This window comes from Kistimonas scapharcae, assembly GCF_039540975.1.
Taxonomy (GTDB): Bacteria; Pseudomonadota; Gammaproteobacteria; order Pseudomonadales; family Endozoicomonadaceae; genus Kistimonas; species Kistimonas scapharcae.
The window spans coordinates 1-17323 of the sequence record NZ_BAABFL010000127.1 but is presented as its reverse complement, the minus strand read 5'-3'; the positions used below and the strand labels follow the sequence as shown (position 1 = coordinate 17323).

The following is a 17323-nucleotide window of genomic DNA, read 5'->3' as shown; positions in this document are numbered from 1 at the left end:
ACAGGACAAGTGTTGCGTGTTGAGGGTATCCCTGCCGGGACAAGGGTCATTTGTCCGGGGTTTGATGGGGTGGTTGATGACGGTTTTATTGAGTGGTTGTCCGTGACCGAGGGTACCCACCATTTCTTGCTGGTTAATTTTCCTTACAGGGAGGTAGAGTTCGATGCCATCGTTACAGCCGTATGATGCCCTTGCCCAGCAAGCGGCAGACAGGGATGACATTAACGCTGCCCGTGATCGGATGGAAATAGCCCCTATTCAGATTGGGGATTATTTGGTGGATTGTGACCCGAAATCAGAGACACGGATGGATAATGCCCTCAAGGTCTTTGCCACTATAGCGGCTAAAGGCACCCTTGATTGGACAATGGCGGACAACCAAGTGGTACCACTGACACGCGCTGGCCTTGAAACCATCTACAACGATATGCTCACCGCCAGGGCGCTACGTTCGGCCCAACTCCATGCTCGTGCGACAGAGATCAAAGGTCGCTTGCCGGGTGTCACGATGCGGGATATTGAGCCTGAGAATTGGGGGTGAGAAACAGCGGCAACTGTCGTTTATATGGGGTCGTAAAGTAGCAAAAAAACTACGTAAGTTATTGATTTTTGGTAGTGAATAATGGTGTTTTTGATGTCGTATATTTTTATAAAAAATCGTTATAAATCAATGTGTTAAGAGGTCAAAAAAAGGCTTTCTCAGCAAAAACCGCCCGGATCGTGTCCGGGTGGTGCCTTGCGGTTTTCCGTATTCCACCATATTCCATGGCATAACGACAGCGGTTTTATCGTTTACCCAGAGGTAGCGTCGGCAAGTGTTTTTGTCTGAAGTAACTGGTCCCAGATGGCGATAACGACGCCGCGTTCCTTCTGGAACTGATCTGCAGACACGCTGCTGCGAAGCTTTTGTAGCGCACGGAGGTGAAGTATTTTTCGATAACTCTGGTAGATATCACGAAGTTGCTGGCATTCCTCTGCAGGGAGAAGGCCCGCCCGCTCCAGTTCTTCCAGAATACGGATGTTGTCACTCCATTTCAGCAGGGTCGGATGATCATGAGACCAGGCAAGCACCGCATATTGAGTGATGAATTCTATATCGACGATGCCGCCGACATCCTGTTTCAGGTGGAAGAGGTGGTTTTCATTCCAGGTATCAGGCCGAATACCTGCCCCGGTTTCCTTGGTGCCCAGGTTGTCCCGCATTTTCCTGCGCATGTCGAGGACGTCTTTTCGTAATTCGTCCAGGTCACGAGGTTCGCCGAGTGTGGTTGCGCGAATCTGTTCAAAGCGTGCAGCCAGTTCGGAGCAGCCGGCAATGACACGGGCTCTGACCAGCGCCTGGTGTTCCCAGGTCCAGGCTTCGTTTTTCTGGTATTTCTCAAACGCAGGTAACGACGAAACCAGCAGGCCTGAGTTGCCGGAGGGCCGCAACCGCATATCCACATCGTACAGCTGGCCGGACGCCGTGGCTGTGGATAATATGTGGACAATTCGCTGACCCAGGCGGGTGAAGAACAGGTTGTTGTCGATTTCCCGTTCACCGTTTGTGCTCAGGTTAGTGCCACCATTATGAATGAAGACAAGGTCCAGGTCAGATCCCGGACCCAGTTCAATGCCGCCCAGTTTGCCATAACCCAGGATGACGAAGCCCGGGTTGCAGGGTTTGTCGTGTGTCTCCATGGGGTGGCCGTAGCGAACCGTCAAATGGTTCCAGGCGATATTCAGGATTTCTTTCAGGATGGATTCGGCAATCCAGGTCAGGTAATCACTTTCTTTCATCAACGGCATGGTGCCAGCAACCTGGGCTGCTGCCAGGCGAAGCACGTGGGCCATTTTGAAATAGCGCAGCGCTTCCATTTGGGATTCCAGATCTTCTTCCGGAATATGGGACAGCTGCTGACGAAGCTCATCCTGAAGGGCTTCCTGGTTCGGTGGTGTGTAAAGGTTGCCAAGATTAAGAAATTCATCGAGCAAGACCGGGTGGCGGGCAACCTGTTCGCTGATCCAGGGACTGGCGGCACAGAGTTTGACCAGGTGTTCCAGTGCGTGCGGGTTTTCGATAAGCAGTACCAGATAGGCGGTACGACGCAGTACGGCTTCAATAATCGGCAAGACCCGGTTCAATGCCTGGTCCGGGTCTTCAGCATGACTGACTGTTTGCAGCAGTGCTGGCATAAACTGGCGAATGCGATCGGCGCTCTGACGTCGAACGGTCTTGAGTACTTTGCTGTCACGGAGATCCAGAAGGCGTCGGTGAGCGGTTTCCGGATCCGTAAAGCCATGACGCTGCAGCAGCTCAACCTCCTCTTCAGGCTGACGTCGGGCAGACCAGAGGACTTCCCAGTCATCGCCGGATTCCTCGTTAGAGGATGGCTTTGCATCAGGGTCACGAATCACCTGCTCGAAATGGTACGTGACGTGCTCGCGATGATGATCCAGCGCTTGCTGGAAGGTTTGCCGGTCATCGTGGCCCATGACCCAGGCGAGCCGGTCATACTCTTGCGTGGTAGCGGGCAGGGTCTGTGTTTGGCGATCGGCAACGGCCTGCAGTGCGTGTTCGGTATTTCTGAGGAAATGATAGGCTTCGGAGAGTTCCTGACAGGCTGCCTGAGGCAGATAACCCAAAGCTTCCAGTGACGATAAAACCGTCAGGAGTGAACGTTCTTGCAGTCGTCGCTCCCGTCCACCATGAATCAGCTGGAAGCTCTGAACAATAAACTCGATTTCCCGGATGCCGCCGGGACCCAGCTTGATATTGTTTTGCATGTTACGACGCGAAACTTCTCGGTGAATCAGTCGCTTCATGTCCCGCAGGGCGTCTATGGCGCCAAAATCGATATAGCGACGATACACAAACGGTCTGAGGCTCTTGAGCAGTTCTTCGCCTCGGCGGATGTCGCCTGCCACCACCCGTGCCTTGATCATGGCGTACCGTTCCCAGTCCCGCCCCTGATCCTGGTAGTACTGTTCCATGGCGGCAAAGCTGAGTACCAGTGCGCCACTCTGGCCGTAAGGGCGGAGGCGCATATCGACGCGGAAGGCAAAACCATCGACAGTTTTGGCATCCAGAGCGGTAATGAGCTTTTGACCCAGCCGAACAAAGAATTCCTGATTGTCCAGGCTGCGGGCGGCACCTTTTGTTTCGCCTTTATTCGGATAACAAAATATCAGGTCGATATCCGATGAGAGGTTAAGTTCGCCAGCGCCCAGTTTGCCCATACCGAGTATGACCATTTGCTGGGGAACCGGTTCAGACTCGGGCGCAGAGGCGCCATAAGGTGTGCCGAGTGTTTCGCACAGTCGTTTGTAGAGCCACCCGCAGGCGCTGTCGATGCAACTGTCTGCCAGGTTGGACAGGTCTGCGGTGGTTTCCGATAAATCCGCCAACCGATTCAAATCGCGCCAGATAATGCGAAGCTGGTGGTAATGCCGAAATTGCCTGAGCGTAGCCGCCAGTTCTTCTTCTGATGTTGCAGTCAGCAGTTTGTCATTCAGCGACTGTTGAATGGCGGCTTTTGACAGTGTTTGCAGCAATTGACCATTGTTAACCAGCGTTTTGAGTAATTTTGGTTTTCGCTGGCAGAGGTCTGCAGCATAATCGCTGCCTCCCCAGCAGGTATCCAGCTGATGCTGGGTAGTTTGATCCAGATTCTCAAGAAATTGCCGGGTGTCGGCATCAATCTCTGCAAACTGCTGCCGACGGCATTGAAGTGACTGTCGGATTTGTTCAGGTATGACGGCGATCATGGAGCCCTCTGTCCAACCGGTAGGCGACGCCACGATAGTATCGGATTTTTTGCCTGTGCGTGAGGGCTTGTTCAGTCGGTTGTTCGATCGTGGGTTTGTCTGGCATTAAATGTAGCTTTACTACATGAAAGGGTCGATTAGGATTGTCAAACCTACAAAAAATGTAGTAAAACTACAAAATTATTTGAGTCTGAATCCGCAGGCTTTACTTGTTGATTCCAGAAGTTGTCATGACATGCCGCAGCGTGTCGTCAGCGGGCTCAAGACTATAATTTGAACATCAGGCGGCCGGGTGCGATGGATTCCGTTGCATTTTTCCGCCTCCCCTCAGGGCTTGGAGCATAGCAATGCAGCGCGATATTGATCCGATGGAGACCCAGGAGTGGCTGGATGCTCTCGAATCCGTGCTTGAAAAAGAAGGCGAAGACCGGGCGCATTTTCTGCTGACCCGTCTGGCCCAGCACGCCAGCCGCAAGGGAACACAGCTTCCCTACGCGATCACTACCCCTTACCGCAACACCATTCCTTCCGCCAAGGAAGCCCGGATGCCCGGCGACCTGTTCATGGAGCGTCGTATCCGTTCCGTGGTTCGCTGGAATGCACTGGCCATGGTGATGCGCGCCAGCAAGCGCGGCGGTGACCTGGGTGGTCACATCTCTTCTTTTGCGTCCAGCGCCACGCTGTACGATATCGGTTACAACTACTTCTTCCACGGTCCGGAAAATGACCGTGAAGGCGACCTGGTGTACTATCAGGGCCACGTGGCACCGGGTATCTATTCCCGTGCGTTCATGGAAGGCCGCCTGACCGAAGAACAGCTGGACAACTTCCGTTCCGAAGTGAGCGGCAAGGGTCTTTCTTCTTATCCGCATCCCTGGCTGATGCCTGAATTCTGGCAGTTCCCCACCGTTTCCATGGGACTGGGTCCGCTGCAGGCGATCTACCAGGCGCACTTCATGAAGTACCTGATCAACCGCAACATGATGCCGGAACAGAACCGTAAGGTCTGGGCATTCCTGGGTGACGGTGAGATGGACGAGCCGGAATCCCTGGGTGCGATCTCCCTGGCTGGCCGTGAAAAGCTGGATAACCTGGTCTTCGTGGTTAACTGTAACCTGCAGCGTCTGGATGGTCCGGTTCGTGGTAACGGCAAGATCATTCAGGAACTGGAAGGTGTCTTCCGTGGTGCCGGCTGGAACGTCATCAAGGTCGTCTGGGGCCGTCATTGGGATCCGCTGTTTGCCAATGACAAGAATGGCTCTATGCAGCAGATCATGGATGAAGCCGTAGATGGCGACTACCAGAACTGCAAGGCCAAGGGCGGTGCTTGGACCCGTGAGAACTTCTTCGGTCGTGATCCGGAAGCCCTGAAGCTGGTTGAGCACTTGTCTGATGAAGACATCTGGCGTCTGAATCGTGGTGGCCACGATCCGTACAAAGTGTACGCAGCGTATCACGCGGCAGTAAACCACACCGGTCAGCCGACCGTTATTCTGGCCAAGACCGTTAAAGGTTACGGTACCGGTTCCAGTGCAGAATCTGCCAACGTCAGCCACTCGGTCAAGAAGCTGCCGATTGAAGACCTCAAGCATTTCCGTGACCGTTTCGATCTGCCGATCCGTGATGATGAGCTGGAAAATGTGCCTTACTACAAGCCGGATCCGGAGAGCCCGGAAATGGTTTACATGCGCAAGCGTCGTGAGAAGCTGGGCGGTTTCATTCCGCAGCGTCGTCCGAAGACCAGCGTTGCTTTGCCTGTGCCTGAGCTGAAGGCCTTTGAAGCGGTTACTAAGGGCAGCGGTGAGCGTCAGATTTCCACGACCATGGCGCTGACCCGTATTCTGGGTGTGCTGACCAAAGACAAGACCCTCGGCAAGCACGTTGTGCCGATTGTACCTGACGAAGCCCGTACTTTCGGTATGGAAGGCATGTTCCGTCAGCTGGGCATCTACTCTGCTGAAGGCCAGAAGTACGAGCCGCAGGATTCTGACCAGGTCATGTTCTACAAGGAATCCAAGTCTGGCCAGATTCTGGAAGAGGGTATCAACGAAGCCGGCGCCCACGCGGCCTGGATCGCTGCTGCAACCTCTTACAGCAACAACGACGTGCCGATGATTCCGTTCTATGTGTTCTATTCCATGTTCGGTTTCCAGCGTACCGGTGACCTGGCCTGGGCATCAGGCGATATGCAGGCTCGTGGCTTCCTGGTCGGCGCGACTTCCGGTCGTACCACGCTGAACGGTGAAGGTCTGCAGCATCAGGACGGTCACAGCCATATTCTGGCGTCCACCATCCCGAACTGCGTGAGCTATGACCCGACTTACGGCTATGAACTGGCGGTCATCATTCAGGACGGTCTGCGCCGTATGGTTGAAGATCAGGAAAATGTCTTCTATTACCTGACTACCCTGAATGAAAACTACGTCCAGCCGGCGATGCCTGAAGGCGATGACGTGATCGAAGGCATCATCAAGGGTCTGTACTGCTTCGAAGAGAACTCCTGCAACGACAAGCCCAAGGTTCAGCTGATGGGTTGTGGTTCCATTCTGGAAGAAGTCCGTGCAGCGGCCGAGATTCTGCGTAATGACTTCGGGGTGGAATCGGATATCTGGAGTGCAACCAGCTTCAACGAGCTGCGTCGTGATGGCCTGGATGCTTCGCGCTGGAACATGCTGAACCCGACTGCTGAGAAGCGTGTCTCCTGGGTAGAGAAGCAGCTGTCCGGTCGCAAGGGGCCTGTCATTGCCGCGACTGACTATATGAAGCTGTATGCCGACCAGGTTCGTGACTTTGTACCGGGTACATTTGTTGCCTTGGGTACTGACGGTTTCGGTCGCTCCGATACCCGTGAGAACCTGCGCAGCTTCTTCGAAGTTGACCGTTACTACATCACGGTTGCAGCGCTGTCTGGCCTGATGAAGGACGGTGAGATCGAAGCCAGTGTGGTGGTGGATGCCATGAAGAAATTCGGCATTGATCCGGAAAAGAACAATCCCCTGTATTGCTAACGCTCTGTAACCCGGGGTGGCGGCGGAGTCAAAACCGCCACCCGGTTCCAGATCCTAAGGTGAACGAATGACTGACGAAATCATCAAGGTACCGGACATTGGCAGCGATGGCGCAGAAGTCATCGAAGTGTGTGTCGGGGCGGGCGATCAGGTTGAGGCCGAAGATTCTCTGATTGTGCTTGAGTCTGACAAGGCAACCATGGAGGTGCCTGCGCCTCGTAATGGCCGTATTGTCGAAGTCCTGCTGAAGGTAGGCGATAAGGTCTCTGAAGGTGATGACCTGCTGAAAATGGCTGCTGAAGGCGGTGCTGTAGCTGCAGAAGCACCCGAAGCTCCTGCCCCGGTTGCTGAGACACCTGCTGCGGCGCCAGCGCCTGAAGCGGTACCGGCAGCTCCCGCTGCGAGTGTTATCAAGGAAGTGCGGGTACCGGATATCGGTTCTGATAATGTGCCGGTTATCGAAGTGTCGGTGAAACCGGGCGACGAAATCAGCGAAGAAGATCCGCTGGTCACGTTGGAATCCGACAAGGCAACCATGGAAGTGCCATCGCCTTTCAGTGGCGTGGTCACGGAAGTGAAGGTCAAGGAAGGTGATACCCTTAGCCAGGGTGACCTGGTTGTGATGATGGAAGTTGCTGGTGCAGCGCCTGTCGCCCAACCTGCAGTACCTTCACAGGCGCCTGTGGTTGAAAAGCCGGCTGCAAGCCAGCCTGCAGCCTCTGCAGCTGCTCCGACTCAGCCTGCTGCAGAGTCTAACCGTGAGCTGGAGCAGGCGAATAAGAGCATCCACGCCGGCCCGGCAGTGCGCAAGATTGCCCGTGAGTTTGGCGTTGACCTGTCTCTGGTTCGTGGTTCTGGTCCCCGCAGCCGGATTCTGAAAGAAGATGTTCAGAATTATGTGAAGGCCAAGCTGAGCGAGCCAAAGTCTGCTCAGGTATCCGGTGGTTTGGGGATTCCCCAGATGCCGGCGGTAGACTTCAGCAAGTGGGGCGAAGTCGAAGAGAAAGAACTGACCCGTCTGCGTCAGGTTGCGGCAAAGAACTTCCAGCGCAGCTGGTTAAACGTTCCGCATGTAACCCAGTTTGATGAGTCTGATATCACTGAGCTGGAAGATTTCCGCAAGAGCCAGAAGGCTGCTGCCCAGGCCCGTGGCAGCAAGCTGACGCCTCTGCCGTTCATGCTGAAGGCCTGTGCGTATGCGCTGAAGGAAATGCCGCAGTTCTGTGCCTCCCTGTCACCGGAAGTTGATCGTATTATCTACAAGAAATACGTCAACATTGGTGTGGCAGTTGATACCCCGGATGGTTTGCTGGTGCCGGTCATCAAGGATGTCGACAAGAAAGGGTTGTGGGAGCTGGCTGATGAGTGTGTAGCTCTGGCTGAAAAGGCCAGAAACAAACAGCTCAAGCCGGATGAGATGCAAGGTGGCTGTTTCACCATCTCCAGCCTCGGTTCTGTTGGTGGTACAGCGTTCACGCCAATCGTGAATGCGCCTGAAGTGGCGATCCTGGGCATTTCCAAGGCGGAGATCAAGCCGAAGTGGAATGGTACGGAGTTTGCACCCCGTCTGATGCTGCCTTTGTCGCTCTCCTATGATCATAGAGCGATTAATGGCGCTGAAGCGGCGCGCTTTACAGCGTTGCTGGGTCAGTTGCTCTCAGATATCAGGAATATTCTGCTCTGAGTTATAAGATTGTCTTGCTAACAAAAATGCCAGCTTAAGCGCTGGCATTTTTTATGGTGGGAGATCAGAGACTAATGACCATCACTTCTGGTGATACGGCTATCGAGAAAGGCCAGTAGACCGCCTACCAAAAAGCCAGCCGCAAGAATGGCGCCGATAGAACCTATGCAAAACCAGCCGCTTACCATTACGAATTCGTTCATGTGTTGATCTCCCTCCAGTTGATTTTTCTATTTCTTGTTAAATCACTTTAAATCGATACTGGAAGTTACGAGTTGATCTGGATCAATAAAGCGCCGTTGCTATTGTTTAGCTCATTTTCATTTTTATAGTAAAAAATATTGATTATTCAGTAAATTAAGCTACGCATGTTCGTTATATAAAAAATAAAATTTAAATTGGCTTTATTTATTTCTGTATATTCTTAAAAAGATGGTTGTGATGCAATAGCATTGTTATTTATTCCCTAGAGCGGCATTTTCAGCCATAAACTTCTTGCCGGGGGATAGCGAGCTGCCGTAACCTAATGACTTCAAGTTATCCAGACGCGTTCTGGGTAGCCTTTCCATTATTACTACTGGCTGTAAAACCGACGCTAACAGTAAAGGGGAAAGATAATGCTGGAAGGTTGCAAGTCAGCCAAAGAGCGCTGGGGAGGTGTATCCGAGCTGATCGACAATTGGCTGAATGGGAGACAGGAGTTATTGGTACTTTACTGTTCCTTGAGCGGTGTTGAGCAGTTACGGGTCGATGAACGTCCCTTTTTTGAAAAAATGCGACATCTTTGCCAGATGCTGGTTGATTATGTATCTGCGGGGCATTTCGAGATCTATGAACAGCTTCAGCAGGAAGCCGTAGAATTTGATGATAATGCGGCTCTGAACTCTGCAACAGCGCTGTTTGACGCCATTCAGAAGACAACAGAATTCTGTCTCGACTTCAATGATGGTATCGATAAGTTCAGCGACATACAGTCTCTGCAGGTTGCTCTTTCCAAGCTCGGTGAGTGTTTGGAGGAACGTTTTGCACTTGAAGACCAGTTAATTGAAATACTGCATAACTCGCATGGGGAGGCTGTTACCCAATAGTGGGAGTTGCAGGTTACGCTATTCTGCAAATGGCTGGTTGTGATGAATGACCGTTTGATTCACAACCAGCCATTTCTTTAGTTCACTGCCTTAGTTTCCTGCTCACCGACTTTGATCAGTTCGACTTTAAAGGTCAACAGTTCATTGGGGCCGATACGTCCAGGAATGCCGCCCGGTCCGTAGGCCAAGCTGGCGGGAATATAGAGTTCCCAAGTGGAACCTTCAGGCATCAGCTGAAGCGCTTCGGTCCAGCCGGGAATAACCTGAGTGGTTTTAAAATTAGCGGGTTCACCACGCTCATAGGAACTATCAAAGATTTTGCCATCAAGGGTCTTGCCTTCATAATGAACGGTGACTTCAGCGTCTGCTGATGCCTTGGGTCCATTACCTTTTTTCAGTACTTTATACTGCAGGCCGGAATCTGTTGTTACAACACCTGATTTCTTGCGGTTTTCTTTCAGGAACTGATCCCCTTTTTCCTGATTATTCAGGGCTTGTTCCTGCATCTCTTTTTGCATTTTTTCCGCTTGTGCCTGCTGGGCTTTCTGAATCACTGCAATCATGTCATTGCGGTCCAGTGCCAGCTTCTTATCGGACACAGCATCCTCAATACCTTGTGAGAGCGCCTGAAGATCAAGATTGTCAAAGTCATTTTTCAAACGTTCGCCAAGCATGGCACCAAGGCTGTAGCTCAACTTAGCCTTTTCGGTTGCCAGGGGAGTTGTCCCTTCAGCCAGTACAGTCATACTGGTTGTGCTGGCCAGAATTAGTGTGGCTGCAATCGTTTTAAGCTTCATTGCATTCTCTTTTTCAGGTTGGAAGAACCCTTCCGGGGAAAGGAAGTTCGGAACATCATTGTTCAATTTTATGTCAAAGGCAAGTGTAGCCGTCTATTATTGTAGAGATAACAACGTAATATTGACACTATAGTTAACAAGTGCTGAGTCTTCTTTTTGGTGGAAATAATGAAGTGTGCTTTTATTGGCTTCATTAATGGGTGGGGGATGTTCGAGTTTTTTTTCTTTATGTATAGGTGGTTTTGTTTTTTTTTGTTTGTGGTAAATAAAATAAAGTGGAGTAATGAAAGTTCATTGAAAAAAATTTTGTACATGCTCCATGTGATGGTCTATATCTATGTAAAAATATTGGTATAAATTGAACTACTCTTATAATCAATGTTTTTGCCTTGATGAAAAACGCTTTGGTTTCATTAGGACGTTGTTGAAAGATGTTTCATTTGATTAACAGTCGCTACTTACATTAATGAAATGTTTAAACAGTACACGGTGCCGGATAATAGCAATAATTAAGAAATTGGCAAGTGGCCGTAATAGTGATTCAGAAATGATTGCGTTCTGAATGCGCTGAATATGTAAAGAGTCATTCAGGTGATATTGGCGTTGCGGCAAAGTTAGCACTGAGCAGTTGAGAATCGATAATGGTGCTGGCTTGGATTGAGGTAAAGCTGACATTGCCGAGAGGTTTATACTGACCTGATTGTGATCAGGCAGGTAAAGGCCAGAGATACTGTTGTAGACAATGGACTTGGATGTCCGTGGCATACAGCAGTTTCTGGAAGTGATACAGGGATGTTAGGTAATGATCCAAGCTTGCAAGCGCTAAGGAGAAAGCCATGGAAAAGCTAGAAATGGAATTCACGAGGACAGCCGCGCCTAAGAAGGCCGGTGCAGCCAAAAAGAAACCTGCAGCGAAAAAAACTGTTGCCAAGAAGAAGACAACAGCGCGTAAGTCTACTGCTAAGAAGACTGTTGCCAAGAAGAAGCCGGCAGCTCGCAAAACTACTGCGAAGAAGACAGTCGCCAAGAAGAAGACTACCGCACGTAAGTCTACTGCTAAGAAGACTGTAGCCAAGAAGACAACAGCACGTAAGTCTACTGCAAAGAAAACTGCAGCCAAGAAGACAACAGCGCGTAAGTCTACTGCAAAGAAAACTGCAGCCAAGAAGACAACAGCGCGTAAGTCTACTGCAAAGAAAACTGCAGCCAAGAAGACTACAGCGCGTAAGTCTACTGCAAAGAAAACTGCAGCCAAGAAGAAGCCAGCAGCTCGCAAGGCTACTGCTAAGAAGACTGTTGCCAAGAAGAAGCCAGCAGCTCGCAAGGCTACGGCGAAGAAAGCTGTAGCCAAGAAGAAGCCAGCAGCTCGCAAGGCTACTGCGAAGAAAGCTGTAGCCAAGAAGAAGCCAGCAGCTCGCAAGGCTACTGCGAAGAAGACTGCAGCCAAGAAGAAGCCAGCAGCTCGTAAGGCTCCTGCCAGAAAAGCAGCGGTAAAGAAAACTGCAGCTAAGAGAAAAGCACCAGCGCGTCGGCCTGCCAAAAAGGCAGTTGCGCGCAAGCCGGCTGCTAGCAGGACTGCTACAAGAAAGGCCGTTAAAAAGAGATAAGCTGATGGCTAGCCTGTTACCTTGGTTGGAACAGGCAATGTAGCATCAAGTATTTAAGGGGCCATTAGGCCCCTTTATTATTTTCAGGCAATGCATGAGCAAGGTTTGTAACATTTGATCGTCGTTTTTGGCGCCGTAAACGTTTAAATACTGCTGAAGATTCTCTTCCAACCGCTTATGACTATGCATGTCACTGCTTCTTGAGATCTGGTTTGTCAGATCAAAGAGTCGCTTTTGCTGAATACACTCAGCATATAATTCAACCTGCTTACATTTGGAATAGATGTCCTGCATGTCGACATCAGGTTTGATCATTGCTTTCATGCTTTGCCTGATGATTCGTAGCGGGTGAATCACGTCTCGCTGCCACCGAAATATTTCAGGCCAATGATGCGCGAGTTGATTCGACGAATGAAGGATTCGCTTTTCGTTTGCCAACCAGCAGCAAAATAGCACCATGTTGATATCCAGTTGATAGGAATCCTGAAGCATTAACAGGGTTTCTCCCGCTATTGGCCACAGTTGTACAGAGTAATGCCAAAAGGGATTGTCGGATATGTTCTTCATGACAGCCTTAACATAGAATGCGCGTCATGATCAGATTACAGCAAATTAACCTCATGCGGGGCGGAAAACGCCTGCTGGAAGAGGCCAGTTTCGTTATCCACCAGGGTCAGAAGATTGGTTTGACCGGTGCCAACGGCTGCGGGAAATCAACACTTTTTGCCTTGATCCGGGGAGAGATATCGGCAGATGCCGGCGATGTGGGTATTCCCAAAAATCTCCGGATCGCCCATATGGCCCAGGAAGTTCTGGCGCTTGATCGTCCTGCCGTTGAGTATGTTCTGGATGGTGATGTCGAGCTGCGCCGTATCCAGCAGGCGATTGCGGATGCGGAAGTCCGCCACGATGACAATGCCCTGGCCATCCAGCATGCCGCGCTGGAAAGCCATAATGGCTATTCAGCCAAATCCCGCGCAGAGCAGCTGTTGCATGGATTAGGCTTCAGTCAGGATCAGATGCAGTCCAATGTGCGCTCGTTTTCCGGTGGTTGGCGAGTGCGTCTGAACCTGGCACAGACACTGATGTGTCCATCTGACCTGCTGTTGCTAGATGAGCCGACCAACCACCTGGATATGGATGCCATCATCTGGTTGGAAGGTTGGTTAAAGCAATATCCGGGTATGCTGCTGTTGATATCCCATGACCGGGATTTTCTGGATGGTGTTGTTGACCAGATTGCCCATATCGAACGGCAGGCATTGACGACGTACCGGGGTAATTACACGGCCTTTGAACGTACCCGGGCTGAGCGTCTGGCGCTGCAGCAATCCAGCTATGAAAAGCAACAGAAGCAGAAAGCTCATCTGGACGACTTTATTCGCCGTTTTCGCGCCAAGGCGACCAAGGCGAAACAAGCTCAGAGCCGTTTGAAGGCCCTTGATCGTCTGGAGGAAATTGCACCAGCCCATGTGGATTCCCCCTTCACATTTACGCTGCCTGAACCTGAGCGTTTTTTTGATCCGCTGCTCCTGATCCGAAAAGGGGAAATGGGCTATGCCGGGGCGCCAATACTGAAAAATGTATCGCTGGGACTGCATCCCGGCAGTTGTATTGGTCTGTTGGGGCAGAACGGTGCCGGTAAATCCACGCTGATGAAAACGCTGGCTGATCAGTTACCGTTACTGGCGGGGGATCGCGTTGAGGGTGAGCATCTGAAAATCGGCTACTTTGCCCAGCATCAGTTGGAAAGTCTGGATCTGGATGCCACACCGGTGCTGCACATTCAGCGTTTGACCAAAACTGCCCGGGAGCAGGAAATTCGGGATTTTCTGGGGGGCTTTGGCTTTCATGGCGACAAGGCGTTGGAAGTGGTTAAAGGCTTTTCAGGCGGCGAGCAGGCGCGGCTGGCGCTGGCTATTGTGGCGTGGCAGAAACCCAACCTGTTATTACTGGATGAGCCAACCAACCATCTTGACCTTGAGATGCGGCATGCCCTGACCATGGCACTGCAGGGATATACCGGCGCCATGGTGTTGATTTCTCACGATCGGAATTTGTTGCGCAATACCACCGATGAACTGTATCTAGTCAGCGACGGCAAAATGGAGCCGTTTGACGACGATCTGGACGCCTATGCCACCTGGCTTTCGCAGCAGCGTCGCGGTGTGAGTTTGCGTGATACCTCCGATCAGGTAACGGCGGATTCTGGTGCGGGTTCTTCGGCCCGTGACCGTAAAGAACAAAAGCGTCTTGAAGCGGCTTTGCGGGCAAAACTGCGCCCCTTCCGCCAGCGGGTTGAAAAACTGGAGCAGGCACTGGAGCAATGTCATGCATCACTAGTAGAGCTTGAGCAGTCTCTGCATGATCCGTCTCTCTATACCGATGATGGCAGGGAGCAATTAAAAACCCTGTTGGCGCGTCAGATGCTGCTGAAACAGCAATCGCAGCAGCTGGAGGATGAGTGGATGGAAGCCTGTGAAGCCCTTGAGATGGCTGAAAGTCAGGTTTCCTAATCAAAAAATAGGCGCCAGCTACAGGTATGGCGCCATTTTTAGCGGTTTTTCCTGTTAAGGGTAAGGAAGCTGTTCTGCTCCTTTTGTAGGTATAAGCCGCAATTGAGATGGCGGCGAAAAGTGTGGGATATATAGCGGAAGCTTAATTGCCATGTTCCGCTGGCTGAATGCCATAATAGAGTCCAGCCAGTTTCAGGACAGGGCATTCTGGGTATGCAAGGGATGATCAACGCTTCACAAGGGCAGCGATCACCGCTCCGTAAAACCATCCTTTTTCGGAGTAGCAAGCCGGCGACCCCGTGCTTTCTTACCAGCCTGCATCCCTCTTGTGACATCAGCCGAAGGGCTGCCGTAATGCCACGAAAAGGGGTATGTCTTTGTCTATTCGTTTGAAATCTACTGATGTAGTGGCCGTTGGCCTGATGACCTTTGCGCTGTTTTTGGGCGCAGGTAACCTGATTTTTCCTCCCTTTCTTGGCCAATTGGCCGGTGAAGCTGTCGTCCCAGCAGCGGCTGGATTCCTGTTGACCGGTGTTGGACTCCCTTTGTTGGGCCTCATGGTTGCCGCAAAGCTTGGAGGTGGTCTGGATCGTTTTACCCAGGACCTTCCTAAGTGGGCCGCTATGCTGACAGGAATTGTTTTGTATCTGGCGATCGGGCCGCTCTTCGCTGCACCTCGGACGGCGGTTGTTTCTTATGAAATGGGCGTATTGCCGTTTGTTGGTGAAGGGAGCACTGGCGCTCTCGCTTTCTACAGTGCCGGGTTCTTCCTACTGACGCTGGTGTTGGCGCTTTTCCCCGGTAGGCTGATTGAAACGGTGGGTAAGTTGATTACCCCATTGCTGGTGTTGGTTCTGATTGCCATTGCCATCGGTGTTTTTGTTGCACCGCAGGGTGTGGTCGCTGAAGCCGGCATGCATCTGGAAGAGCCCGCATTCATATACGGTTTCAAGCAGGGTTACCAGACCATGGATACCCTGGCGTCACTGGCCTTTGGTATTGTTATCATCACTGCGCTGCGCCAGCGGGGGGTGGAAGACCGTACGGATCTGACCCGCTACACCGTTATTGCCGCTATTATTGCTGCTGTAGGCCTGTCCGTTGTTTATGTCGTGCTTTCTTACCTGGGGGCGACCAGTTACGCGGTTGCTGCTGGTGCAGAAAACGGTGCGCGGATTCTGAATCTCTATATCACTGCCGTATTTGGTGATTGGGGTATGGTTATTCTGGCGCTGACGATTGGTCTGGCGTGTCTCACGACCTCCGTTGGACTGATGACGGCTTGTGGTGAATATTTTGCTGAAGTGCTGCCAGTGATGGGATACCGGGGCTATGTGGTGCTCTGTACGATAGTGAGTGCCCTGATAGCCAATATGGGGCTGACTGAGCTGTTGGCTGTTACCATTCCCGCGTTGCTGGTTGTTTACCCGATTGCGATTGCCTTGATCATGCTGTGCCTGTTCCGTGAGCGTTTTGCTCAGCCGGGCATCGTATTTGCCTTTACATTGTTGCCTGTATTGGCCATCAGTATTGTCGATGGGCTGAGTGCTGCGGGACTGTCGTTTGTTCAGCCACTGGTCGATGTTTATTCTCATCTTCCGTTACAGAGCAGTGGGCTGGGGTGGATGGTACCTGGTGTTGCAGGCTTTGTGGTTGGCATGTTGAAGAGTGGTTCGCCTGTACGGCAGGAAAGCCTTGCTTAACAGCATTAATCTTGAAGCGATATAAAAAATGCCACCGAAGGGTGGCATTTTTTATGGGCATGTAAACCGTCTCAGAGCGCTTCTTCTGCCAAGCTGTCGAGTTTGCCGATCAGGCTGCTGACTCGCTCAGTCCATGCTTGCAGTTCTTGTTTCAACTGGGCGTTTTCTTCTTCCAGACGGGTTTTGGCTTCTCTCAGTTCCTCGACTTCCATCTTGTTCAGGGCAATGGTGTCGATGGCGTTCTGAATTTTGCTTTCGAGTTGGCCGAGGCTTTCAATAGACATAGCTTCATCTCACGTGGCGGAGGCAATTGTCCATGACTGTTATTGGAAACACGATCCTCGCTGCCTGGCAGGTCGGGAACGGTCGCCTTTCATGGCTGTTTGGCCTCTATTATAGAGTGAACGCATAGCGGTACCAACGCCCAGAAAGGGAATGTTGCATTGAAACGCCTACAAATTGCTGTTTATTGGCATGCTTTCGCTCGGGAGGGTAGCTGGGATGATGAAATCTTCACAAAGTCTTTACGGTTAGTAAGCTGCCGCTGGCGTTTATATTTGAACGTTCAATAACGATTAGAAGGACTATTGCTATACTGTTTTTTAATGACATCGTAGTGAGCCAGTGAATAAAGTCTGATTCAGGCAGACGATGTTAAGGATTGAAATGCATAGTGTTCGATGCGTAGCTTCATAGCTCCCTGAAATGATAGGAGGGTGAGTGGAGCAGGTCACTTTGGGTATTTAGGGAGAATGGTCAATGGGTTCGGTCAGCGTGCCCTGTGCAAAGATTATTTCGTCTCTGAATGTCGAAGAAGAGGCGTTAAAAGCGTTTTTTTATTCGCTATCGCATGATGCATCCGTTGAAGATTACATCGCAGCAGAATGTATTCGTTTCTCTTCGTCTCACATCGAAAGCACGTTTCTGAGCCATTTACTGGCAATAACGGAACTTGCACTTGACCAATATCCCTTATCAAAAGCGATAGAGTGTTTGCGTACACGTAGATAACAGCCTGCATACCGTCTTTTTCAAACGATGTAACTACGCCAGCCAAATCATAATATCCATTATTAATCCGCTTCTATTGGGTCATGTTTCAAACCGGTTGATACCACATTCTGGAGATGAATTCTCCGATGACTTTGTCGTGTAGCTCCTCTGAGCGGGAAA

Annotated in this window: 12 protein-coding genes; 8 read left to right on the top strand and 4 right to left on the bottom strand. The window is 51.2% G+C overall.

From position 1 onward, the window contains the following. On the top strand, nucleotides 1-186 hold a 186-nt coding region (locus ABD892_RS08350), incomplete at its 5' end, for a hypothetical protein (RefSeq protein ID WP_345195038.1). Next, nucleotides 164-541, top strand: coding sequence for a DUF4376 domain-containing protein (locus ABD892_RS08345; RefSeq protein WP_345195037.1), 378 nt, complete (start codon nucleotides 164-166; stop codon nucleotides 539-541). The genes ABD892_RS08350 and ABD892_RS08345, both read left to right, overlap by 23 nt. Before the next feature lie 251 nt (nucleotides 542-792). Here ABD892_RS08345 and glnE read toward each other — a convergent pair whose 3' ends face one another. Beyond that, a complete protein-coding gene (gene glnE, locus ABD892_RS08340) occupies nucleotides 793-3747 on the bottom strand; it encodes a bifunctional [glutamate--ammonia ligase]-adenylyl-L-tyrosine phosphorylase/[glutamate--ammonia-ligase] adenylyltransferase (RefSeq protein WP_345195036.1) in 2955 nt (984 codons plus the stop codon). A gap of 347 nt (nucleotides 3748-4094) precedes the next feature. Here glnE and aceE point away from each other — a divergent pair, with 347 nt between their 5' ends. The 3 genes from aceE to rsd all read left to right on the top strand — a co-directional run bounded on the left by aceE (nucleotide 4095) and on the right by rsd (nucleotide 9527). Then, entirely contained in the window at nucleotides 4095-6755 is a 2661-nt protein-coding gene (aceE, locus tag ABD892_RS08335; protein WP_345195034.1) for a pyruvate dehydrogenase (acetyl-transferring), homodimeric type, read from the top strand. 67 nt (nucleotides 6756-6822) lie between these two features. After that, nucleotides 6823-8439 carry a dihydrolipoyllysine-residue acetyltransferase gene (aceF, locus tag ABD892_RS08330; RefSeq protein WP_345195033.1) on the top strand — a complete coding sequence of 539 codons (1617 nt, stop codon included), beginning with the start codon at nucleotides 6823-6825 and terminating at the stop codon, nucleotides 8437-8439. Between the two features lie 617 nt (nucleotides 8440-9056). Further along, the gene (gene rsd / locus ABD892_RS08325; protein ID WP_345195032.1) at nucleotides 9057-9527 is read left to right on the top strand and encodes a sigma D regulator; all 471 of its coding nucleotides are present in this window, start codon (nucleotides 9057-9059) and stop codon (nucleotides 9525-9527) included. 77 nt (nucleotides 9528-9604) lie between these two features. Here rsd and bamJ read toward each other — a convergent pair whose 3' ends face one another. Beyond that, complete coding sequence (gene bamJ / locus ABD892_RS08320) at nucleotides 9605-10324, bottom strand: BamJ family beta-barrel-assembly machinery protein (protein ID WP_345195030.1); 720 nt, start codon at nucleotides 10322-10324, stop codon at nucleotides 9605-9607. A gap of 836 nt (nucleotides 10325-11160) precedes the next feature. Here bamJ and ABD892_RS08315 point away from each other — a divergent pair. Then, a complete protein-coding gene (locus ABD892_RS08315) occupies nucleotides 11161-11931 on the top strand; it encodes a histone H1-like repetitive region-containing protein (protein WP_345195028.1) in 771 nt (256 codons plus the stop codon). A gap of 45 nt (nucleotides 11932-11976) precedes the next feature. Here the strand turns inward: ABD892_RS08315 and ABD892_RS08310 are convergent, their stop codons facing one another. Then, on the bottom strand, nucleotides 11977-12498 hold the full coding sequence (locus tag ABD892_RS08310) for a TIGR02444 family protein (protein ID WP_345195027.1): 522 nt from the start codon (nucleotides 12496-12498) through the stop codon (nucleotides 11977-11979). 26 nt (nucleotides 12499-12524) lie between these two features. Here ABD892_RS08310 and ABD892_RS08305 point away from each other — a divergent pair, with 26 nt between their 5' ends. Together ABD892_RS08305 and brnQ are read left to right on the top strand one after the other, a co-directional pair. Further along, nucleotides 12525-14447 (top strand): ATP-binding cassette domain-containing protein, encoded by a 1923-nt coding sequence (locus ABD892_RS08305; RefSeq protein ID WP_345195025.1) that lies wholly within the window; start codon nucleotides 12525-12527, stop codon nucleotides 14445-14447. A gap of 371 nt (nucleotides 14448-14818) precedes the next feature. Further along, nucleotides 14819-16150 carry a branched-chain amino acid transport system II carrier protein gene (gene brnQ, locus ABD892_RS08300; RefSeq protein ID WP_345195024.1) on the top strand — a complete coding sequence of 444 codons (1332 nt, stop codon included), beginning with the start codon at nucleotides 14819-14821 and terminating at the stop codon, nucleotides 16148-16150. Between the two features lie 71 nt (nucleotides 16151-16221). On the opposite strand, the gene ABD892_RS08295 is transcribed toward brnQ, so the two are convergent. Further along, a complete protein-coding gene (locus ABD892_RS08295; protein WP_211825265.1) occupies nucleotides 16222-16434 on the bottom strand; it encodes a cell division protein ZapB in 213 nt (70 codons plus the stop codon). Nucleotides 16435-17323 lie beyond the last annotated feature (889 nt).

What these genes read in the sequence shown, in the direction of transcription:
- ABD892_RS08345 (WP_345195037.1), top strand. Translation starts at nt 164, where the DNA reads ATGCCATCGTTACAGCCGTATGATGCCCTTGCCCAGCAAGCGGCAGAC.
- glnE (WP_345195036.1), bottom strand. Translation starts at nt 3,747, where the DNA reads ATGATCGCCGTCATACCTGAACAAATCCGACAGTCACTTCAATGCCGT.
- aceE (WP_345195034.1), top strand. Translation starts at nt 4,095, where the DNA reads ATGCAGCGCGATATTGATCCGATGGAGACCCAGGAGTGGCTGGATGCT.
- aceF (WP_345195033.1), top strand. Translation starts at nt 6,823, where the DNA reads ATGACTGACGAAATCATCAAGGTACCGGACATTGGCAGCGATGGCGCA.
- rsd (WP_345195032.1), top strand. Translation starts at nt 9,057, where the DNA reads ATGCTGGAAGGTTGCAAGTCAGCCAAAGAGCGCTGGGGAGGTGTATCC.
- bamJ (WP_345195030.1), bottom strand. Translation starts at nt 10,324, where the DNA reads ATGAAGCTTAAAACGATTGCAGCCACACTAATTCTGGCCAGCACAACC.
- ABD892_RS08315 (WP_345195028.1), top strand. Translation starts at nt 11,161, where the DNA reads ATGGAAAAGCTAGAAATGGAATTCACGAGGACAGCCGCGCCTAAGAAG.
- ABD892_RS08310 (WP_345195027.1), bottom strand. Translation starts at nt 12,498, where the DNA reads ATGAAGAACATATCCGACAATCCCTTTTGGCATTACTCTGTACAACTG.
- ABD892_RS08305 (WP_345195025.1), top strand. Translation starts at nt 12,525, where the DNA reads ATGATCAGATTACAGCAAATTAACCTCATGCGGGGCGGAAAACGCCTG.
- brnQ (WP_345195024.1), top strand. Translation starts at nt 14,819, where the DNA reads ATGTCTTTGTCTATTCGTTTGAAATCTACTGATGTAGTGGCCGTTGGC.
- ABD892_RS08295 (WP_211825265.1), bottom strand. Translation starts at nt 16,434, where the DNA reads ATGTCTATTGAAAGCCTCGGCCAACTCGAAAGCAAAATTCAGAACGCC.